At 59.1% G+C, this 20,625-nt stretch carries 21 protein-coding genes and 1 pseudogene; 10 read left to right on the top strand and 12 right to left on the bottom strand.

What is annotated here, in order from left to right; genetic code table 11:
• Window positions 1-1,762: 1,762 nt before the first annotated feature.
• Window positions 1,763-1,957: pseudogene (locus QYL91_RS13605) on the bottom strand (calcium-binding protein); the annotation flags it as partial.
• On the opposite strand from QYL91_RS13605, the gene QYL91_RS13600 reads away from it, so the two are divergent.
• Window positions 1,866-2,363, top strand: a complete 498-nt coding sequence (locus QYL91_RS13600) for a zinc ribbon domain-containing protein (protein WP_302082874.1) — start codon at window positions 1,866-1,868, stop codon at window positions 2,361-2,363. The pseudogene QYL91_RS13605 and the gene QYL91_RS13600 sit on opposite strands and share 92 nt — an antisense overlap.
• 238 nt (window positions 2,364-2,601) lie before the next feature.
• Complete coding sequence (locus QYL91_RS13595) at window positions 2,602-4,752, top strand: methyl-accepting chemotaxis protein (protein WP_302081035.1); 2,151 nt, start codon at window positions 2,602-2,604, stop codon at window positions 4,750-4,752.
• 76 nt (window positions 4,753-4,828) lie between these two features.
• Here the strand turns inward: QYL91_RS13595 and QYL91_RS13590 are convergent, their stop codons facing one another.
• The 3 genes from QYL91_RS13590 to tnpA form a co-directional block, all read right to left on the bottom strand.
• Window positions 4,829-6,085 (bottom strand): RNA-guided endonuclease InsQ/TnpB family protein, encoded by a 1,257-nt coding sequence (locus tag QYL91_RS13590; RefSeq protein ID WP_302081034.1) that lies wholly within the window; start codon window positions 6,083-6,085, stop codon window positions 4,829-4,831.
• A gap of 875 nt (window positions 6,086-6,960) precedes the next feature.
• Window positions 6,961-7,464, bottom strand: coding sequence for a PaaI family thioesterase (locus QYL91_RS13585; protein ID WP_302081033.1), 504 nt, complete (start codon window positions 7,462-7,464; stop codon window positions 6,961-6,963).
• Between the two features lie 432 nt (window positions 7,465-7,896).
• Entirely contained in the window at window positions 7,897-8,304 is a 408-nt protein-coding gene (gene tnpA, locus QYL91_RS13580; protein ID WP_302081032.1) for an IS200/IS605 family transposase, read from the bottom strand.
• A gap of 44 nt (window positions 8,305-8,348) precedes the next feature.
• On the opposite strand from tnpA, the gene QYL91_RS13575 reads away from it, so the two are divergent.
• A complete protein-coding gene (locus QYL91_RS13575) occupies window positions 8,349-8,969 on the top strand; it encodes a hypothetical protein (protein ID WP_302081031.1) in 621 nt (206 codons plus the stop codon).
• Window positions 8,970-10,601: 1,632 nt separating this feature from the next.
• Here the strand turns inward: QYL91_RS13575 and QYL91_RS13570 are convergent.
• The 4 genes from QYL91_RS13570 to QYL91_RS13555 form a co-directional block, all read right to left on the bottom strand.
• Complete coding sequence (locus tag QYL91_RS13570; RefSeq protein ID WP_302081030.1) at window positions 10,602-10,952, bottom strand: calcium-binding protein; 351 nt, start codon at window positions 10,950-10,952, stop codon at window positions 10,602-10,604.
• The gene (locus tag QYL91_RS13565) at window positions 10,949-11,944 is read right to left on the bottom strand and encodes a DUF7983 family protein (protein WP_302081029.1); all 996 of its coding nucleotides are present in this window, start codon (window positions 11,942-11,944) and stop codon (window positions 10,949-10,951) included. The genes QYL91_RS13570 and QYL91_RS13565 overlap by 4 nt, the downstream gene beginning before the upstream one ends.
• A 51-nt stretch (window positions 11,945-11,995) precedes the next feature.
• Complete coding sequence (locus QYL91_RS13560; RefSeq protein WP_302081028.1) at window positions 11,996-13,078, bottom strand: DUF8137 family protein; 1,083 nt, start codon at window positions 13,076-13,078, stop codon at window positions 11,996-11,998.
• A gap of 218 nt (window positions 13,079-13,296) precedes the next feature.
• A complete protein-coding gene (locus QYL91_RS13555; protein ID WP_302081027.1) occupies window positions 13,297-13,647 on the bottom strand; it encodes a DUF8062 family protein in 351 nt (116 codons plus the stop codon).
• 78 nt (window positions 13,648-13,725) lie between these two features.
• Here QYL91_RS13555 and QYL91_RS13550 point away from each other — a divergent pair, with 78 nt between their 5' ends.
• Genes QYL91_RS13550 through QYL91_RS13535 form a run of 4 tightly spaced genes read left to right on the top strand, consistent with a single transcriptional unit; the run spans window position 13,726 to window position 15,742 of the window.
• Window positions 13,726-14,040, top strand: a complete 315-nt coding sequence (locus QYL91_RS13550; RefSeq protein WP_302081026.1) for a hypothetical protein — start codon at window positions 13,726-13,728, stop codon at window positions 14,038-14,040.
• A gap of 57 nt (window positions 14,041-14,097) precedes the next feature.
• Complete coding sequence (gene srp19, locus QYL91_RS13545) at window positions 14,098-14,376, top strand: signal recognition particle subunit SRP19 (protein ID WP_302081025.1); 279 nt, start codon at window positions 14,098-14,100, stop codon at window positions 14,374-14,376.
• Window positions 14,373-14,609 carry an H/ACA ribonucleoprotein complex subunit GAR1 gene (locus tag QYL91_RS13540; protein ID WP_302081024.1) on the top strand — a complete coding sequence of 79 codons (237 nt, stop codon included), beginning with the start codon at window positions 14,373-14,375 and terminating at the stop codon, window positions 14,607-14,609. Before srp19 ends, QYL91_RS13540 begins: the two co-directional genes overlap by 4 nt.
• A gap of 50 nt (window positions 14,610-14,659) precedes the next feature.
• Window positions 14,660-15,742: a presenilin family intramembrane aspartyl protease PSH gene (locus QYL91_RS13535; protein ID WP_302081023.1), complete on the top strand. Its 1,083-nt coding sequence runs from the start codon at window positions 14,660-14,662 to the stop codon at window positions 15,740-15,742.
• Here QYL91_RS13535 and QYL91_RS13530 read toward each other — a convergent pair.
• Window positions 15,739-16,746, bottom strand: coding sequence for an ornithine cyclodeaminase family protein (locus QYL91_RS13530; RefSeq protein ID WP_302081022.1), 1,008 nt, complete (start codon window positions 16,744-16,746; stop codon window positions 15,739-15,741). The genes QYL91_RS13535 and QYL91_RS13530 overlap by 4 nt on opposite strands.
• A gap of 197 nt (window positions 16,747-16,943) precedes the next feature.
• Here QYL91_RS13530 and QYL91_RS13525 point away from each other — a divergent pair, with 197 nt between their 5' ends.
• A complete protein-coding gene (locus QYL91_RS13525; protein ID WP_302081021.1) occupies window positions 16,944-17,114 on the top strand; it encodes a DUF7331 family protein in 171 nt (56 codons plus the stop codon).
• A gap of 86 nt (window positions 17,115-17,200) precedes the next feature.
• Here QYL91_RS13525 and QYL91_RS13520 read toward each other — a convergent pair whose 3' ends face one another.
• Both QYL91_RS13520 and QYL91_RS13515 read right to left on the bottom strand, forming a co-directional pair.
• On the bottom strand, window positions 17,201-17,632 hold the full coding sequence (locus QYL91_RS13520) for a DUF3054 domain-containing protein (protein ID WP_302081020.1): 432 nt from the start codon (window positions 17,630-17,632) through the stop codon (window positions 17,201-17,203).
• Between the two features lie 6 nt (window positions 17,633-17,638).
• Window positions 17,639-18,244, bottom strand: coding sequence for a class I SAM-dependent methyltransferase (locus tag QYL91_RS13515; RefSeq protein WP_302081019.1), 606 nt, complete (start codon window positions 18,242-18,244; stop codon window positions 17,639-17,641).
• Between the two features lie 74 nt (window positions 18,245-18,318).
• Here QYL91_RS13515 and QYL91_RS13510 point away from each other — a divergent pair, with 74 nt between their 5' ends.
• Both QYL91_RS13510 and fen read left to right on the top strand, forming a co-directional pair.
• The gene (locus tag QYL91_RS13510; protein ID WP_302081018.1) at window positions 18,319-18,882 is read left to right on the top strand and encodes a GNAT family N-acetyltransferase; all 564 of its coding nucleotides are present in this window, start codon (window positions 18,319-18,321) and stop codon (window positions 18,880-18,882) included.
• A 78-nt stretch (window positions 18,883-18,960) separates the two neighbouring features.
• Window positions 18,961-19,941: a flap endonuclease-1 gene (gene fen, locus QYL91_RS13505; protein WP_302081017.1), complete on the top strand. Its 981-nt coding sequence runs from the start codon at window positions 18,961-18,963 to the stop codon at window positions 19,939-19,941.
• Window positions 19,942-19,999: 58 nt separating this feature from the next.
• Here fen and QYL91_RS13500 read toward each other — a convergent pair whose 3' ends face one another.
• Window positions 20,000-20,551, bottom strand: coding sequence for a hypothetical protein (locus QYL91_RS13500; protein ID WP_302081016.1), 552 nt, complete (start codon window positions 20,549-20,551; stop codon window positions 20,000-20,002).
• Between the last annotated feature and the right edge of the window lie 74 nt (window positions 20,552-20,625).

The following is a 20,625-nucleotide window of genomic DNA, read 5'->3' as shown; positions in this document are numbered from 1 at the left end:
GCAGAAATTTAACTTTCCAGATACGATCCCGGTGAGGACTAATTCACCCAGTGTCTTGAACGCGAACCCAGCGAATTCACTCCGCAAACAGTCTAACAACCCGGTTTTCTTCTACGGTAAACCCAGGTGATTACGAGTCTTCGCAAACATGCAAACCACTCCAATTACTCTCCATTATTTGAACACTCTTTCATAGTCACCACCAGCTCTTTGTCTGCCATTAATCAGGCATTCTATAGTCTCACTATAGAACTGCACTTTTCATTTGATAAGAAATCATACGAAATATACGGACACCAGTAACTATCTTCACATGTGCGATGTTTGCGAAGACTGCACCAACTATATCTTGGTGTACTGGCTTTCTATGTCCTGTTTCTCCTATACCTATAGTGAGCCTATAGGTAAGTATGATTATTCATACTATTATTTTAGCGAATAAAACCCGCGAGTGCGGGGAACTGAATTTTCTCCATAAGCATATGTTTATTGGGAGATGCCAGATTTCAGATTCTCGGTGTTAAAGCCATTGAACCACCTGGCATTCCAGGGTCTATAGTGAGACTATAGTTTGCAATCATCTATATTACATAGGGTGTACCGGGCAGTAGAGCATCTGAGACGCCATTCTACGTTTTCGTCAAACTCATAATCATCTTGGAACATCGAGTTTGTATAAACTGCCAGATTTCTCGTTGTAGAGGGTTTGAACGCTACACCCATAGTCTCACTATAGTTCTATTATTTTATTTTGCCACAAATTTCTTTCTTATGCATTCACTCAATTGACATCAACAAAAAATAACGTCTTTAGGATGTGGTAGAGACCCTCTAAACTGTTTTGAGGGTTTTATTGATGGTTCCTGCGGGTAATCAGTTCTATTCTGAGGATTTTGAGAGTATAATAGTGCCTCTAAAACTATCTAAAGTTTTGAGAGGGGGTAAAACCCCCATGTACGTCGGGGGAAATCGTCCTAAACAAAAGGGTGACGTACGAGGTTTGGCCCCGTTGGAGGGGCTCATTGTGGAGGGGGTGCGCTTGGTGGGCGGATTTCTGGCGGCAGTCGGCCTTGGTGAGTTGGTCGTGCGTTGCATACGGTGTGTGTCATGTACAGCTGACGGTGGTTGCGGGGGTCGTGAGCGGAGAGGGGGCACACCTCTCTTCCGTGTGGCGCCCCCGCGAGGGGGGCGCGTGGGGGTGGGTGTGCGGTGGGGCTGTGTGATGTTGCTGGGATGCTCAGGCGAGCAGGCCGTGCGGCCTGCCCTTTGGAGGGTCGAGTTGTTTTGGTCGGGTTGTTGAGAGGTGTGCGCGAGGACCCGGGCGCGCTTCCGGAGGGTCGCGCCGGGGGTCCCCCGCTCCGCGGGGGCAGACTTCCGTGGGCTTCTGCCCCCCGGAGAAGGAGGGGGAGGAGGAGGGCGGAGGGAGGGAGATGCCCAGGTGCGAGTGATGGCAATCCGGTGAGCATGTAGCGCGACAGTTGTCCGTGCATAGGGAGTCGAGTATGAGGAGTCTCGTTGGTGTGGTGGCGGGTGTGGATGTGGTGTGGATGGTGGGTTCGTGGCGTGGTGTGTGGGCGTACTGGTGGCGTGGTAGGGGTGCGTGTTGTATCAGGTTAGTGATGGTGTGGCTGGAACCCGTCGAGGGTGCGATCCGCGCCGGCGACGATGTCTCGCCACAGCGACGCCGGGTCGTGCTCGTATTTGACGCAGGAGCGGGAGGTGGTCATCGGTGTCTAGGTGTTGGTCGTGCGCGCTGGTGGTTCTATCGTTCGAGCCAGTAGTGCCAGTCTTCGATGGCTTGCGTTGTGTCGTCACTACCATCGACAGGTTCCAGTTGCTCCAGTGGCACGCCGAGTTCGCGGTTCATCCACTCGACGGTCACGTACTGCTGGCTGAGCGTCGGTTCCGTTGACGACATCCCGACGACGCGAACTGTTTCGCCCTCTTTCAGCGGACGGTGTGTCGAGCATGACGTAGGAACACTCGTTGTAGGCGACCCAAGCGGAGTACACGAAGACGACTGGGGTAGGCACGGCAACAAACGCTTGGACAACTGGGCGTACAAACGGGTGATGAACCTCATCGAGTTCAAAGCCCGAGAGCGTGGGATAGAGGTGGAAATGCCGGATGAACGCGGGACATCATCCGCGTGTAGCGTATGCGGGCACGAGGATGAGGACAGTCGTGTTGAACGTGGGCTGTGGAAGTGCGACCGGTGCGGCGTGGTCGCGCATGACGACGTGAACGGAGCCGACAACATCAGGCAAGAAACGCTAAGCGTGACTCCCCCACTTGGGGATAGCGATAACGGCTGGTTGGCCCAGCCAAGCGTCATCCACTTCAGCCGGACTCGTGGATTCTAACCGCGAGCGCCCGCCGGGTGACGCGCAGACCCTAATATCCGAACGCTCGGGATTCCCCCGCGTTGCGGGGGAGGAGGTCAATACGTGTGGTCGCTCCTATTACATATCTTGATAATTCTGGCGAACATGTTCGCAGAGAGGTTCTATTCAATTGCGTGATGATTATTGAGACATGAACCTCAAACATTTGAATAGCAAGCTTAGCATTCAAGCCAAGATTGGAATCCTTCTTGGGATTATGCTGGTAATCGCTGCTGTCAACGTCGGCGCAGTCTATTATTTCATGGGCCAGACTGATACGCTGAGTAACTCTGTCAACACGGCGGGCCAACAGCGGATGTTGAGCCAGCAAATGGCCCGCTATTCCGCCGAAGTCGCAACTGGCGGGAACACCGCAGACAGTCGCGAAGGCCTTCGTGCCGCCATGGAAAAGTATCAGTCGAACCTCGAGACGCTCGAAAATGGAGGGACTGCAAACGGGGCCACCCTGAAACCAGCACCCAACGCAGTCCAGGACGAACTTGAGGCTGAAAAACAAGACTGGAACGAGTACCGCCCCCATATCGAGACAATTCTCAACGCTGACCCCGAGTCCGAAGAGTTCCAGCAGTCCCTTGAGTTCGTGAAGTCCAATAGTAACTCGCTGTTGAAAACGAGTGATGACCTCACGGGGGCGTTTGCCGATGTCTCATCCTCGAGAATCGGGTTCATGAAGCAGTTGCTGATTGGTCTACTGGTGATTGATATTATCGTATTCATCGTCAGTATCCGCTTCGCTCGTCGAGTCCTCTCGGACCCGATTCAAGAGCTTGCCGACGCGGCGGACGCACTTGCGAATGGTGAGTTCGGAGCAACTGCGCTCCAGGAAGTAAGCACCGGAGGGTCCGGTCAGAACGGGACTGAGAACGTCAACGACGAAGTCATGTCGATGACTGGGTCGTTTGACAGGCTACAGACGGTTCTACAGGGGTCGTTCGACCAACTCAGGACTGTCAGCGAGGGCCTTGAGAGTGGCGACTTCGACGACGATACTCAGACGGATCTTCCCGGTGTCTACGGGGATGTCATGAACAGTCTGAATTCAGGAACCGTCGAGCTACAGACGAGTTTCCAAGAGATACAGTCTATCAGCGAAGACCTCCAGAACGGGGAACTCGACTATGACATAGACACGGACCGCCCTGGGACGTACGGAGCCGTTCTCACTGACCTCTCAGCAGGCACGGCGCAACTCTCGGACAGTTTCGACCAGATATCCACGGCAAGCGAGGGCCTGCGGACCGGAGATCTGGAGCAAGATATCGAGACGGACTTCCCGGGTGCCTATGGAGACGTTCTCGTCGACCTCGAAGACGGAATCGACCAGTTGAGCGCGAGTATCGCATCGGTCCAGGAGATTGCAGATGATGTGGCTCAGTCGAGTGAGAAAACCACGGCGAGCATCGAAGAGACCGAAACGGCAAGCAGCGAGATTGCGACGTCCGTCGAGGAGATCTCAGCCGGCGCGGACAACCAAAGCGAGAGTCTCCAAGAAGTCGCCGGTGAAATGAACGATATGTCTGCAACGATCGAAGAGATTGCCTCCTCGGCCGAAGAAGTCGCTTCGACCGCTTCGACGGCCGTTGATCGCGGCGAAGCGGGCCGCGATTCCGCGGCTGATGCCTCTACCGAACTTGATTCAATCAAAGCACAGGCAAACGACGCGGCCAAAGAAGTGCAAGAACTCGATGCGAAGATGGACGAAATCGGTGAAGTTGTCGAGATGATTACCGAAATCGCCGAACAGACGAACATGCTCGCGCTAAACGCCTCCATTGAGGCGGCACGAGCAGGCGAAGCCGGAGAAGGGTTCGGTGTGGTCGCCGACGAAATCAAAGGGCTTGCCGAGGAAGCCGCAGATGCGACGACCACGATTGAGGAGCGAATCGAAGACGTTCAAAACACGACCGATTCTACGGTCGATGAAATTGACGGAATGCGGGAAACCGTAGAGTCCGGAGCCGAAACGATCGAGGATGCGGTCGAGATGTTCGATGAGATCGCGAACGCAGTCCGAGAGGCTGAGGGCGGTATCCGAGAGATTAGTGACGCGACCGATGACCAGGCGGCTTCGACGGAGGAGGTTGTCTCGATGGTGGATGCAGTTTCCAGTGTGAGCAAACAGACTGCCAGTGAAGCAAGCAACGTGTCTGCCGCGGCCGAAGAGCAGGCTGCGTCCCTGTCGGAGGCAGCAACGTCGCTTCAAGAGATGGCAACGCTCGCAGACAGACTCAACGATCAAGCAGCAGCATTCGAAGTTGGAGCGACCGGTAATCGTTCACAGTCGTTAACCACTGGCAGCCAGTCAGCAGCGGTGAGCGACGGCGGCAGCGCCAGTCAACAGGAGTAAACTACCCCTCCCTACTCCCTCGGCGCAGACGCGCCTCGGTCCTTGAGGGAGGGGCTTTGATGTGGACTCCCGGCGATCAGCTTTCGGCGATTGGCCGATAGCCGTCGCCGTTCAACGTCCCACCATGTATACGCACGTCTACTGGTGCGTCTGCGCTCCCCGACGTGGGCGAGGAACGCAGTCTGTGTTGTCGCTTCCGCATATACCGCAGGCCGACGTTTTTCGCGCCATTGTAGTCCGCATTGATTTCGTACCCGCATTTGAGGCACTTGAACTGCTCGCCGTCGCGGTTGTCTTCGTGAGTGAACCCGCAGTCGGAGTGTGAACACCGCTGGCTGGTGTGGTCGGGTTCGACCTGTTCAACCGCCACACCGCGTTCTGGCGCTTTGTACTCGACGTACTCGACGAGACGACGGAACGCCCAGATGTGATGCCAGTCAGCGTGAGGCAGTCGCTCACGGATATCGGTCAAGTCCTCGAACACGATCACGTCGCAGTCGTGGTCAACCGCTTCGTCAACGATCTCGTTGGCGACCGTATGGATGTACTGTTTCCGCCATGCTCGCTCTCGCTTTCCAAGCCGAAGCAAGGCGTTATGAGCGGCTTGTGTGCCACGCTGTTGCATCTCCGCTCGGCGTTTTTCAAACTCCTGTATCCAGTGGTCGTACTCGTCACCACTCCAGAACGTGCCTGTTGACGACACGGCAAGGCTGTTCACCCCGAGGTCGATTCCGAGGACTGTCTGGTTCCCGGTATCGTCCGAAACCTCGATTTCAACAGCCTCACCGTCTGTGTCTACCTTTCGCGTTTTGATGTGGAAGTAGAACTCGTCGGTGGCTTGGTCGTACTGAAGTGTACTCGTCCGAAACTCGTACTCGTCCGAAAGCACGTACTCCTCGTATGGTGTTGGACTGTCTACTGGCAACTCAAAGTCACACTCGATGCGTCCGTTCACCGTCGAAAGCGAGATTTTGTTGCGGTAGAACGTCGCACTCCGCTTGTCGTAGACCACACTCCAAGAGGTGAATTCTGGTTTGTTCGTCCGCTTGCCCTTCTTCCAGCGGTCAACACCACTATCAACGGCGTGGACGGCACGCCGAATGGCTTCTTGGACGAGATTCGCGGTCAGGTCTGTTTCATCACGGAGTCGGTCATACAACGCATCTCTGGCTTTCACGTTCGAGGTGACGCAGTCTTCGTAGTCGGTGTTGTCCCAACAGTAGTCACTCGCCTCATTTGCACAATAGAGGAATTGCTCGGCGGTTTTGTGGAGGTCGTCGTGGTATTCGTCGGGGACGACGAGTTTGACCGGCGCGGTACGCCTGACCTCCATATTTCAGATGTTATTCTGACGGTACTTAATAATGCGGGAGTCAGACAGCAACAGTCCCGTCATGTGTGTCGGGATGTGTCGGCTTCCTCCCCGGCCTACTCGCTTCGCGCTTCCGACTGGTCGGAAGCTCTCGCTCCTTGAGGCCGGGGGCTCCGCCTCGAAACTGCTGAGAGAGCGGTCAGACGCATTGACCGAACCTCACCATTCAGCCGTGTTGAGTAGACGGCGATATATTCGAAAATAACAATGAGTACTTGCCGACTGGGTACAACAACAGGAGCAGTACGAGGTTGTCTCGGAAGGCAACTCTGAACTCTCCGAGACCGACTTCGATATTATTATTCTCGATTCGAACTCGCTCGTGAGCACGACACCGAAATTCAGTCGATCACATCGACAGCCGCGTAATCTCGTCTGATGCCGGTGAATCAGATCGTACTGGTCGTGGATCGTCGTCGAGTGGCTGGTTCGCTGGAACAGCCCTGCGCACACCGAGCGCTGTCTAGGCGGCCCGCAGCACCATCTCACAGAACTCCGTGAACGGCCACTTCCAGAGGCGGCGCCTCTCGCGGCGGGGCGCCGCCATTGTTGCACATCCTCCCAAAGCAGACACTTCCCCTAACCCGATGTGATCGACTGAACTTGTACCGTCAACGAAAGTCGGTTTAATCACAGCAGTGGCGGTGGTGGAGAATAGTTCTCAAGGCCGAACTTGGAGGATTTCGCTCATCGGGCTCGGATAAACCGAACCGATGTTCGGAGGGCAATAACCGTTCATATCGGGGCGAAAGCTTGTCCCACTCAAAAACCGAGATTGGGCATTTCAGGGTGTGTGAAGGCTTCTGCACCACCGCCTTCCTGTATTTAATCGAAGGTCACTGAAACAGTCGTGCTGTCGCTTCCCCTGAGGCGAAAAGACGCGGCTCCGAAGCGTTGAGGTCACTTTCAGGAAGCACTTTAATTTGAGCGGTTGCTAGCGTCGAGCCGAAGTCGAGGACCTCCGCTTGGATGATGTGAGGCTCGTCGGCCCCGTCGTGGAATGACATATTGAGTTGCGTGGTGGCCAATGGGATCGGCTCGAGGGCCTCGGTGATGATCGCTGCCATCCCTGCTGCGTCGGCAAGGGTCATGAGAATCCCGCCGTTGATCCCGTCCGCTGGCCCGACTTCTGGTGGCTGTGTCCGCTCGTCAGTTGGCTGTCGGAGTTGCACGACTCCCCGGTCAACAGTGAGAATCTCTGGATCCAGCCAGCTGTAGTAGGGATTTGACTCTCGGAGATAGTTGAAATACTCTTCTACGCTCTTCAGTTTGCGCTGTTCGACGTCAGCAGTGAGTGAGTCGGTCTCTCCGTCGTCAGAGATACTCGTATTGTCGCTCATTTGTCGTCTGTGGTTGTTTCAAAGCACGTTTCGCTGAGATACTTACCGAGCGGCGAATCGTTGATTGCTTTCCGAACTAGCGGTTCTGATACGTTATCGGACTCCACAATCGATCCGGATTGGAAGTCACTCAGCTGTGATTGTACTTCAGACGGCGTTGTCGGGAAATCATCTGCGATTTGTGTGCCTATCTCTTCGCACGCGGTATCGATTCCGTGACGCAGTCCACTGCCTGTAGACTTTCCAGTCACATTTTGTCCCCTTTTGTTGCAGTCAAATAAATAGAATTTTCGCGGCAACAATTATTGCTGCCGAGCGCGACCCCGCAGAATGAACGAAGTCGAGTGCAGTCGTTGGCCAAAGCTCCAGTTGAGCATCTAAACGAAAAGCAGCGCAAGTTCCCCGCCCCACCGTAGGCGGGGGTGAAGCGCGTCACTCCGGCGCGTGTTCCGTCTCTTCGATATACCGCTCAACCACCTCTTCCGATACCGCACCCGTCGTTCCCACGTAGTACCCGATCTTCCAGAAGCCACCACCCCAGAAATACGACTCCCGAATCTCAGGGTACCGCTCCAGCAAGTGCTTTCCCGAGTACGACTTGAACTGCCGGGCGAGGTCGGCTGGACTGTGCTTTGGATCTGTCTGCACAAACAAGTGTACGTGGTCGTCCACGATTTCCAACGCCAGAATCTCGTGCCCAAAGTGGTCAGCAGTCTCACCAAACAACTCCTGCACATCGTCTTCGACCACGTTGAGAACCGGGTGGCGGTACTCGGGACACCAGACGAAGTGATACTTGCAGGAACTAACCGAATGTGCATGACTGCGATACTTCTCCATCCCGAATCCCTACATTTATGATAGTATGGAACGATTGTCAAGGTATGGGTGAAGAAGCCACGAAAACGATTCAGACGCGCCTTCACGTCGCGTCTGGTGAACGGTCGTGGCTTCACGACGCCCGCCTCGCGTCACGCGAGATCTTCAACCAAACCATCCGCCTCAAACAGCAGGGATACACGCGCACCGAGATACAGCAGGAGGTTGACCGCGACGACTTCTTACGGAACAACAAGTGCGCAGTCGTTGGCAAGGCCCTCCAAACGTGGGACTCCTACCAGTCACTCAAAGACTGGTGGGAAAACCAAGACAACCCTGACGGAGGCAAGCCAACACCACCAAGTACGGACAAAACTGGTGCGTACCCACTCGTGATGGCGCACACGGAAGGGTATCGTCTCACCGTGGACGACGACACAAACCGCGTCCAAGTCCGCATCAGCCCGCAACCCTACAAGAAAGTGACGCAAGACCACGCCGACCGGAACGCATCGGTGAATATCGCGTGGCGCGAGAAGGTAAAACTCGACGGCGACGAATCGAATTACCGGACTCACAAAACCCAGCCGCAAGTTAGGTTGGTGCGTCTGTCCGGGTCGGGGCGCGTAAGCCGCCCACCCTCATCCCGTTCCCTTGCGGAACAGGGAGTGCTAGCGCACAGCTGAGGAAACTACAAAAGCCTCGGGCCACCGCGCCCGAGGTTGTTTACTTACTCTCCATTATTTGAACACTCTTTCATAGCCACCATCAGCTCTTTGTCTGCCATTAATCAGGCATTCTATAGTCTCACTATAGGACTACACTTTTCATTTGATAAGAAATAATGCGAAATATACGGACACCAGTAACCATTTCCACATGTGTGATATTTGCAAAGACTGCATCAACTATATCTTGGTGTACTGGCTTGCTATGTCCTGTTTCTCCTACACCTATAGTGAGCCTATAGGTAAGTATGATCATTCATACCATTATTTTAGCGAATAAAACCTGCGAGTGCGGGGAACTGAATTTTCCCTTAATCATATGTTTATTGGCAGATACCAGATTTCAGATTCTCGGTGTTGAGCCCATTAAACCACCTGGTGTTTCAGGGTCTATAGTGAGACTATAGTTTGCAATCATCTATATTACATAGGGTGTACCGGGCAGTAGAGCATCTGAGACGCCATTCTGCGTTTTCGCCAAACTCATAATTATCTTGGACTATCGAGTTTGTATGAACTGCCAGATTTCTCGTTGTAGAGGGTTTGAACGCCACACCCATAGTCTCACTATAGTCCCATTATTTTATTTTGTCACGAATTTCTTTCTTATGCATTCACTCAATTGATAGCAACAAAAAATAACGTCTTTAGAATAGGGAAAAGGACCCTCTAAAACGTTTTAAGTGGGTAATTGGCGTTCGTCGCGGGCAGTTGGCTCTATTCTGAGGATTTTGAGAGTATAATAGTAACTCTAAAGCTATCTAAAGTTGTGAGAGGGGGTAAAACCCCCATGTACGTCGGAGGGAATCGTCCCAAGAAAGAGGGTGACGTACGAGGTTTGGCCCCGTTGGAGGGGCTCATTGTGGAGGGGGTGCGCTTGGTGGGCGGATTTCTGGCGGCAGTCGGCCTTGGTGAGTTGGTCGTGCGTTGCATACGGTGTGTGTCATTTCCTGCGGGTGGCGGGTGCGGGGGTCGTGAGCGGAGAGGGGGCACACCTCTCTTGTGTGGGGCGCCCCCGCGAGGGGGCGCGTGGGGGTGGGTGTGCGGTGGGGCTGTGTGATGCTGGTGGGACGCTCAGGCGAGCAGACCGTGCGGCCTGCCCTTTTGAGGGTCGAGTTGTTTTGGTCGGGTTGTTGAGAGGTGCGCGCGAGGACCCGGGCGCGCTTCCGGAGGGTCGCGCCGGGGGTTTCCCCGCTCCTCGAGGGACAGAAGCCCACGGAAGTCTGCCCCCCGTGGAAGGGAGGAGAGGAAGGCGGAGAGAAGGTGGTCTCTGGTGGGAGTGCTGACAATCCGGTAAGCAGGTAGCTTGGCAGTGGCCGGCGTTTAGGGACTCGAGTATGAGGAGTCCTGTTGGTGTGTGAGTGAGGAGTGATGATTGTGTTGCGGGTGGGTGGGTGCGTGGGCGTGCTGGTGGCGTGGTAAGGGTGCGTGTTGTATCAGGTTAGTGATGGTGTATCTGGACCTCGTTGAGGGTGCGATCCGCGCCGACGACGATGTCTCGCCACAGCGAGGTTGGACCGTAGTCACACTTGACGCGAAAGCGGTACGTCGTCGTGCTTGTGGAGTCCGTTCTCACGGACGATGGTGGGTCTATCGTTCGAGCCAGTAGTGCCAGTCGGCAACAGCTTGCTCAGTGTCAGCGCTGGCTTCGACAGGCTCCAGTTGGCTCAGTGGGACGCCGAACTCGCGGCCGTTCCACTCGATGGTGACGAATTGCTGGCGGAGCGACGGCTCCGACGAGGGTTTGTCCACGACACGAACCGTCTCGCCTTCCTCCAGCGGTGAAATCTCCTGCTGTTCGATACACCGTGCGTCGAAGGGGAAGTCCATCGTCTCCGCTAGATAGATGTGCCAGCCCATCGCCTGCTCGTCCTGAGTATAGGCGTCCACGATGATCTCCATCTCGATGCGCTGGTCCCGGTCCTCGTCTCGCTCGGTCATTGCTCACCCCCAGCGTGGGTGTGAAACGATGCACCCGATTTGAACTCGGTCAACTCCTCGATGCGATCTTCGAGGTCTTCGATCTCCTCGCGGAGTTCCTCGGCCTCGTCACCCTCAGCGGCAGCAAGTCGATCTTTGAGCCCCTGAAGCCGGGTCTCCTTGCGCTCTTCGTCTACCTCGGCTTTGCGGACGTACTCGGACTGCTCGATCTCGTACACGTCGCTCTCCGACAGTTCGGTGACGTCCAAGGCGTCGTCTACCTTGTCACGATCCACGCCCAACACGCGCTCGCGGTCGATGCCAGCCGCTTCGAGGGTTCCCAGCACTTCGTCGTCGTCTTTGAGTGAGCGGTTGCGCCGCGTGGTGCGCTGGACGGAGCCGAACGGCCCACTCACCGGCCGGTCGTGGTGAAGCCGGTTTAACAGCACGTCGGCCACGTCTTGGCGGAGGTCGTTCGCGTTCCGCTGGACGTCCGAGAGCAGCGTGTAGAGGTTGACCAGCGCGTCCGTCTCCATGTCTTCGAGGACTTCGACCTCGTGACGTTCGAGCGCATCCACGAGTAACAGCGCATCAGCATACACGTCCAGCTCTGGCTCGGTTCGGTCCTCCGTAGTCTCGGCTTCGTCCTCGGCGTCGAGGAGTTGGCTGGCCGTCGGGGCCTCTTTCTCGACGATCACACCCTGGTCTTCGTCGATTTCGAACCGTGGATGCACGCTCAACACGGCCGGATACGGGTCTGCGTCGGGTGGGAGCCTGTCGAGGTCGAAGCCGCCCGGCTCGTCGGTGACCCGGCGATACAGCGTTTCGAACTGGTCCCGTTGGAGCGGCCGCGTCTCGTCAATGTCGCGGTCGAGAAACGCGATGATGACACGTTGCTCCTGAACGTCAGTCACGTGAAACCGGTCGTGTGACAGCGGCGTGAGCAGCGTGGCATCTTCGGGGAGATTATCGAGTTCATCGAGAAGCGTGTGCCACGAGACACTGAACGACATAGGTCGAGTGACGCGAGCAACGACTAAAATCGTGTGGGGCCGTCGGGATAGTCAGGGATTGTCGTCGTTCGCACTCATCATGTCCAGCATCTCTGACATCGGCCCTGGCTCAAGGTCTCGAAGTGCCCATTCGGCGGGAAGTCCGTCGGCGACACCGGTCTCGTGGGCAAGGGCACGGATCCGCTGTTTCACGTCAGGATCAACATCGATGACGCGGGGGAGATCGTCGTCCTCGTCCCAGTACGGCGGGGCGTGCGGGCCGAGCAGTGCCTCCGTTTCGAGGTCCGCCACGGCTTGAAAGTAGAACTCCGTGAGGTCGGTTTCCAGCCCGAGTGTACTGCGCGTGCCGGAGATCTCCTCATCGGTGACGAGTGTCTCGAACACGTCGATGGCGGCGTGCTGATCCACGTAGAACGCGGTGTTCAGCGTGATTTTCACGAACTTAGGTTCGTCTTCGGCGAGCGCAAGGAGCTGGTCAGCGACGGAATGCTCGGGGTGACCGATCCCCCAGCCGTAGGTGTACGACTCTTCGTACGCGACGTGGTGCTCGTCAACGTACTTGGGAATCGCGCCGAGAAACGCCAGCGCGGCAGCCGGGATAGCGTCGACGCCGTCGTCTTGGCAGGTCCGAATGACCGAGCGTCCGAGTACGTTGGCGATGACGTGCCCAACTTCGGGGAACGCGTCCTGTCCGCGCGGATCATAGGCGTCGGCAAACTCAACAAGTACCTCCCATCCATTCGTCTCAGTGGCGGCCGCAAGTCCATCGGCGAGCGGTTCATAATAGGCGAACAAGAGGTCACTGTGGAGGTCGTCGCCGCCTGGTGCGTCACCGCGGGAGACTTTCGTCAGCACTCGTTCGTATTCGGCAATCGCACGAGACAGGGCTGACAAATCTCCTTCGCGTGCGTCGTCAGAGAGTTCAGGCAGGTCTCCAACTACGTCGGGGTACTCGCGTTCGAGTTTCTCTCGGTCAAGGCCGGAATCTTCAAGCGAGGTTCTTGTAGGTTCGTCTGTCGTCTCAGTCGTGGAGGTCTCTGTCGCTTCGGCAGGCTGGTTGCCGGGACAATCGTGCAGGCGGAGTCGTGAGAGTGTGTCAAACTCTTGTCTGCAATCGTCGCACTCGTGGCTCATTATCGACACTTACGACGACCCGCGAAGTAAGGATTTCCAGAAGCTTCTGTTGCTGAGTAGACCTGGATATTCATCGCTGTTGGGTTCCCTGTGTGTCCCCAAAACACAGATGATGCGCCAGATGTTCGGGTAATCTTCTACCCGCCACATCTTTTCGTCCGTTTCGGTCTCGGTAGTTTCCAGAAGAGGGACAGAACCATTACTGGCGTCGGTTTCGGTTACTCGCCGTCCGGAGCGAGTAACTCTGTCTCGGCAGATGTCGGCGCCTCGACGGCGACCGTATGGCGCGTGTGCCGGACGTGCGTTTCTGCCCAGCGGCGGGCGGGCTGTTCGGAGAGGAACTGGTCGCCGTCGGGACAGTGGCGACAGTCGACGAGCCACGGCGTCACGTCGTCAGGGAAGTGGCCGGTGTGGCGGTAGTGGTCGAGGGCGAACTGCTCGACCGCCTGGTTGCCAACCTGCATGTCATCCAGCTCGTAGTCGAGGCGCCACGACTGGTCACACCGGGCACAGGTGACCGTCGGCGTGTTGTCGATACCGCCGGTATCGGGAGGCGAGTCGTCAGACACACCCCGACATAGGCACTCGCCGCTCATCAAGGCCCGCCAACCGAGGGGAACTTTGGGCTGTCGGCCCCAACGCTGTCCATGCGCGTAGTGGAGTTCCTCTTCGATTCCGCGGCGGCGACCGAGACTGGGCGACAAGTGGCACGGCTGGTCGAGGACCGGCCCGAAACAGTCGAGACGACTGACATCGCCGGCGCGGAGAGCCGCGCTGACGCCCGGCGGGAGGCGATGCTGTCGGTCGGGTCGGCGACACGCATCGGTGGCAAGCCGGATGCACTCTTCGACGACGACGGCGACCCCGACTTCTCCGCCGGGGCGGTCGTCATCGAGAAGGAGACCGGGCGGCGTGACCTCTACGTCGGCGCGGAGGCGGTCGACGTGTTGACCGAGGGCTGAGCGCCGGCGACGCCGCGACTGGAAAGACGTTTGTGTCACGCCCGTCGACGTGAGGGTATGGTCGAGAACGTCATCTGGCCGGCCTTTCTCGATGCGGACTGTACCCGTGCCGAGGGGCGACGGGTATCGACGGAACTCGCAGTCAGCGAGCCGACCGTCGACGAGATTGCACAGGCGGTCCAGCAGGTGGGCTACGACGCCGTTATCGAGCGCGAGAAGACCTATCCTCGTGAGTACGACCCACGCGGGCGCGTACTCGTGAAAGGTGCCGACGACGCCAGCAAGACCGACCTCCTTGGGGCCGTCGCGGCCTATCTCGACGTCATTCGCGGATGAAACGCCTCGGCGAGGTGGTCCGGACGGCACAGGGAATCGCGGTCGTCCGGAGTCCCGACGATTCGGTGCCTGGCGTCGGAACGCGTGTCGTCGACGAGTCTCTTTCCGACGTGGGTCGCGTCGTCGACGTGTTTGGCCCCGTCGAACAGCCCTACGTCGCCGTCTCGCCCGGCGAGAGCGTCCGAGTTGCTACGCTGGTCGGGTCGAAAGTCTACGCTCGCGACGGGTCGTAGGTGGAGTGGCTGTCGAAACCCTGAAACGGCTCTCAGTCGAGTAGCCGAGTATGGACCAGCGCCGGCGTGCGTTTCTCGCCAGTGGGGCAATCGTGGGTCTCTTTCTCGTCGTACAGCTCGGTGCACTCGCCGTCGTCGAGCCGTTCAAAGCACAGAACTACCAGTTCGTCGAGGACACCTCCGACCCGACCAACAGCGTCGTCTACATCGGTGCGATTCTCGTCGCCACTGCCTTGATGCTCGCGGCTATCAAACTCGACGTCGACGTGCTCCTCAGAGGTTTCGTCGTCTTCTCGGGAGCCTACGTCGCCTTCTACGTCTTCCAGGTGGTGTTACCGCCGGTCGTCGTCTCTGTCGGCGGCACCGCCATCCCCATCGTTGCGGTTGGGATGGCCGCCCTCCTCGGTATCGCGCTCTGGACCTACCCAGAGTGGTACGTCATCGACGCCGCGGGTATCCTGATGGGTATCGGCGCAGCCGGAATCTTCGGCATCAATTTCGGTATCCTGCCCGCGCTCGTGTTGCTCTCGGCGCTCGCAGTCTACGACGCTATCAGCGTCTACGGCACCGAACACATGCTCACGCTCGCGTCCGGCGTCATGGAGATGCGTGTCCCCATCGTGCTCGTCATCCCGCTCTCCCTGTCGTACTCGTTTCTCGATGCGGATATGCCCGGCAGCGTCTCCGACGACGAAGAGAATGAGGAATCCTCCGAGAGCGAAGACATGGATAGCGGGGAGTTGGTCGAGGACGCCGAGGCCGCGACAGGCGAGCATGCAACCGATGACGCAGACGCAGACCAGGACGGCGAGGACGCAATCGGCGACCGGGACGCGCTCTTTATCGGGCTCGGTGATGCGGTGATTCCGACCGTTCTGGTCGCCAGCGCGGCCTTTTTCGTCACCGACGTCCCGACCCTGTCGCTGCCTGGCCTCTCGATTCCACTGCCGGCGGGGACTGCGATGGTCGGGACGCTGCTCGGACTCGTCGTCCTGCTGTGGATGGTGTTGAAAGGGCGCGCCCACGCGGGTCTCCCCCTGCTCAACGGCGGCTCTATCGCCGGGTATCTGGTCGGCGCCCTCGCGAGCGGGATTCCACTCCTCGAGGCACTCGGTCTGGCGGGCTTCTTCTAACGGCCGGGCATAGCGTCGCTGGCTGGTGAGAACGGGAGCGTCGTCCCGAGTCCCTTCTCGCGTGCCTTCTCGTAGAGCATATGTGCTGCGGCGACTGTCTCGATACCCGTCCCGCCGCTGTCGAACAGCGTAATTTCGTCGTCGCTGGTGCGTCCTTCTGCCACGCCCGCGACGACCTCGCCCAGTTCTGCGTGGACGTGCCCCTCGTCGATAGCGCCATCCGCGAGTGCCTGGATGTAGGCACCGGCGTCCTGGTCTATGCGTGTCCGGAGGTCCGGGACGTACGTCGCGCGGGCTATCGTCGTCGCGTCGACTTCCCGCTTCTTGCGGTCGTACTGGCCCATCGCAGTGACGTGTGTTCCCGCTTCGAGCAGGTCGCCGTCGAACACTGGTTCGCTGGCTGTCGTCGCCGTGATGACGATGTCTGCCCCGTCGAGTGCCGTCTCGGTGTCCTCGACGGCAGTGACAGCGGCATCGAGGCTGCCGTCCATCGAGTCGGCGAAGGCACGCCGGTTCTCGGCGGTCGGTGAGAACACAGAGACCGTCTCGAGGTCACGGACCGTCGCTGCCGCGAGCAACTGGCCGCGCGCTTGCGAACCGCTACCGATGACTGCGAGGTCCGTCGCGTCCTCGCGTGCGAGTGCGTCGATACCGACTGCACCCGCTGCCCCCGTCTTCGAGGGGTTCATGCTCGCACCATCCAGCAGTGCGAGGGGTTTGCCACTCTCGGCGTCGAAAAGCGGGAGGAAAAAGTGAGCGTCCCGAGCGCCGAATCCCGCTGCGTAGTTGTATCCGCCCATCGCCCCCGTCTCCGGGAGGATAGCGAAGTAGCCGGTCAGAAAGCCAGGCGGGTCGGCGCTGTCGAGTCGGGTTCGGGGCTCGGCGGGTGCGCCATTGCCTCGCTGTCGATACCCTTCACGGACGGCATCGACGTATTCGGCCGGCGTCGCGAGGTCGGCCAACTCGTCGCTCCTCAGAAACAGTGTCTCCACGTCGGGTGACATACCACTCGGTAGCAGGGCTCGACTTTTGAACACTGTGACCCGACACTCCGGCGGCGAATTCGGCACAGAGATTACCGGAACCGGTCTACCTGGTCTATTTTTAAACACGATAATTACGGGGGAGTATTTATTTACGACAATGTGTAACGTTGACATGGAGAAACAGCGACGGCCCGCCGGGCCGACCCTGGACATCCATGACCACCAACGCTACCGACGAAACCGACGACCGAGTCACAGACGACGGCCAGACCAACCGGTACGCAGAGCTAAATATCAGTGACGAGGAGTTTGTCATCTACGACCGGGAGAACCACCAGGCGTGGATTCAGTCGACAGCAGTCATCACAGCCGACGAACACCGGTGAGTGGCGGGTGTCCAGACGACCCTGCCACGCTCACTTCCCTGCGACTTGCTCGATATCGTTCCGTCCTTGGAGTGACCGCTGACCGGCTACGGCCGCGTTCTGTTTTCTGTAACCGTTGCCGCGAGTGTCCGCCAGCCGACCAACAGTGTACCGCCGACGACGAACGTCACCAGGACGAAGGTCAGTGCCGCACTGCCGGTAAAGAGTGGCGTCGCTCGCAGGCCGGCCCCGACCACGACGGCCAGCACCCACGCCGGGAGCGTCCAGCTGATTGCCCGGCGCGGCGTCAGCACCGCCTCGCGCGTGTACAGCCCACCGACCAGCGCGGCGATGGCCCAGCCGATGAGAAACGGCGCGAGCGTGTCCAGAAAGCCGACCGGGTCACCGATTGGCTGTCCGATGTGTTGCTGGCGCCCGGCCGCGATAAACGCCGCAATCGCGAGAACGTCACCCACCGCGAGCCCGGCCGCCAGTGAGGTCGGTTCGACCTGCGACCGGAGATAGGAGGTCGTGCTCATACGTGGCTACTCGGACTCCTCTGCCTTGGGGTTCCCGTTCTCCGTCCGGGCGACGCCGGCGACGGTGTACCCGAACCCGTGTTCGACGACCTGCCCGTCCAGCCCGACGGCGTCGACGTCCGCACGGAGTGCGTCCGGGCTGTAAAACGTCGAGTCAAAACCCCAGACGCGTTCTGCGGCGACGAGCGCCCGCCCGCGCAGTGTCGTCGGGTCGAACTCCCGGACGACGAGCACACCGCCGGGCCGCAACACCCGCCGGGCCTCCTCCAAGACACCTCGCTGGTCGGCGATGTGGTGGAGTGCATCCGAGACGATGACTGCGTCGACTACCGAGTTGCGAATCGGAAGTCGAGAGCCGTCTCCTTGGACGGCCCCGAGACCGTGTGTCTGGGCCTGGGCGAGCATCCCGCGTGCGGGGTCGGCGACCACACGACAGTCCGCGTCGATTGCCCGGACCGCGCGCCCGGGTCCGCCACCGACGTCGACGACGCGCTCGACCGGCCGCTCTGCGAGGGCGAGTCCGGCCTGGAGCTTCGACCGCCGTGCCGCTGGCATCAGGAGGTCGTACACGCGAGCAAAGCGGTCGAACGTCGAGACGTCACCCACTGCCATATGCAACCGCTGGGCCTGGACCACCAAAACGTCTCTCCCACAGGACACTTTGGGCTGGCCGCCCACACCGCTGTATGGAGTTTACACTGCTCGGATGGCCCGACGACGGCCCGACGCTCCGTCTCGACCACGAGCAGTTCTCCTACGCCGGGAAGTTCGTCATGTCGACCACGGGCAAAGCCGTCGTACGGACCGACGACGTGACCAAGTCCGACGCTGGGGACGGTCCCTTCGCCGACAACGTGCTCGCAGCCGTCGCGTTCGACGCCGACCGGACCGACCCCGACACGCTCCGCTGTCGATACATCACCGTCAGAACCGACCGCCGTGGCGAGGGTATCGGCCCCCGACTGCTCCGCTTTCTCACCGAGCGGGCGCGAGCGAACGGATACGACCGCGTCTCGATTGCGGTCAACAACCCCTTCGCCTACGAGGCCGCCTACCGGGCTGGCTTTGCTTTCACCGGCGAGACGACCGGCCTCGCAGAACTGGTCTGTGCCAGCCCGCCCACTGAAGGCGGCCGTGAGCGCTACCAGCGTGGCCTGGACCGGTACCGCGAGCGCGACCTCACCGACGCAGAAGAACAGTTTCTTGCGGCCCGAGTCGAGCCACCCGAGACCGTCGACCCGCCGGTCTGAGCGGCAGTGGTCGCGAATCAGACAGTCGTCACGCTCGACGTCGGGAGATTCAAGCCCCGCTCACTCCAAAGGCGGGCAATGGGAAACGCGGACCTGCGCTCGCTTGCCGCACTCGAGGAGATACCGTTCGACGAACTCTCGGGTTCTGTCGTCGCTGTCGACGCGCACAACTGGCTCTACCGGTATCTGACGACGACGGTCAAGTGGACCAGCGAGGACGTGTACACGACCGGCGACGGCACCGAAGTCGCGAACCTCGTCGGCGTCGTCCAGGGGCTACCGAAGTTCTTCGAGCACGACCTGACGCCCGTGTTCGTCTTCGACGGCGCTGTCACGGAACTGAAAGACGACGAGGTACAGAGTCGCCGCGAACAGCGCGAAAAGTACGAGGACCAGCTCGAAGACGCCCGAGAGGAGGGTGACGCTGTCGCCGTCGCACGTCTCGAATCGAGAACCCAGCGGCTGACCGACACCATCGTCGACACGACGCGGGACTTGCTTGACTTGCTCGACGTCCCTGTCGTGGATGCGCCCGCCGAGGGCGAGGCCCAGGCCGCAGTCATGGCCCGAAAGGGACAGGTCGACTACGCGGGAACCGAAGACTACGACGCACTCCTCTTTGGGTCCCCACGGACGTTGCGCCAGCTTACCAGCAAGGGTGACCCCGAACTGATGGACTTCGATGCGACGCTGACCCGCCACGACCTGACGTGGGAACAGCTGGTCGACGTCGGAATCCTGTGTGGGACGGACTTCAACGAGGGCATTTCTGGCGTCGGCCCGAAGACGGCCGTCTCGCTGGTCACCGAACACGGCGACCTCTGGAGTGTCTTCGATGCGGAGGGGTACACCGTCGAGAATGCCGACCGCATCCGGCAACTGTTTCTCGACCCCGCCGTCGTCGACGACCCGGACTTCGATACGGACCTGAATCCCGATGTCGACGCCGCCCGCGCGTTCGTCACCGACGAGTGGGAGGTCGACGCCGACGAGGTGGCGCGGGGATTCGAGCGCATCGAGGACTCGCTCGTCCAGACCGGACTCGACGACTGGGCCTGACTGGACTCCTGACGGCGGCGGCGCTGTCCCCCGGGTGAAAAATGAAGAATGCTGACGGTTACTCGTCGGTGACCTGCGAGCGAAGGTCTGCCATCTGGTCCTGGAGCTGTTCGATTTGCTCCTGGACCTGCTCGTTGGCCTCCTCGTGCAGCGTTTCGAGGCGCTCCTCGGTGTCGTCGACGAACTCCTGGGTCTGTGTCTCCATGTCCTCGTGGGCATCCTGGAGCATCTGCATTTGCTCGCCGAGTGCATCGAGGTACTGCTCGGAGAGGTTCTCGTACTCGTCGAGTCCCTCCTGGGCCATCTCCTGGGCCTCCGCCTGAGCTTCCTCGACGGCGCTGAACTGCTCTTCCATCGCCTCGCGAATCTGGGCCACACCGGATTCAGAGCCCGGAACGTTCGACTCGATGGTATCGAGGTAGTTCTCCATTGCCGACTGGGTCACCTCAACGCTTCGCTGCTGGGCATCGGCTTGGCCTTCCATGCCGCTGGTGATGGCCTCGTTGAGCCGCTTCTGGAATTCGATGGACTGTTCGAGCGCCTGCTGGCTCTGCTGGAGTGTCTGTCGCTGCAGTTCAAAGACCGTGTTGATGGGGTTTTCCTGACTCATAGGGATCACGTCTCCATTCCCGTAGTCATCGCCCCAGCATATCAAACCACCTGAAAGTCCGTCTGGTAAACAGT

Origin of the sequence: Salinibaculum rarum, from assembly GCF_030505615.1 — an archaeon.
In the GTDB taxonomy this organism is placed as follows: domain Archaea; phylum Halobacteriota; class Halobacteria; order Halobacteriales; family Haloarculaceae; genus Salinibaculum; species Salinibaculum rarum.
Note: the sequence above shows the minus strand (reverse complement) of the source record. Positions and strands in the feature narration are given on the sequence as shown.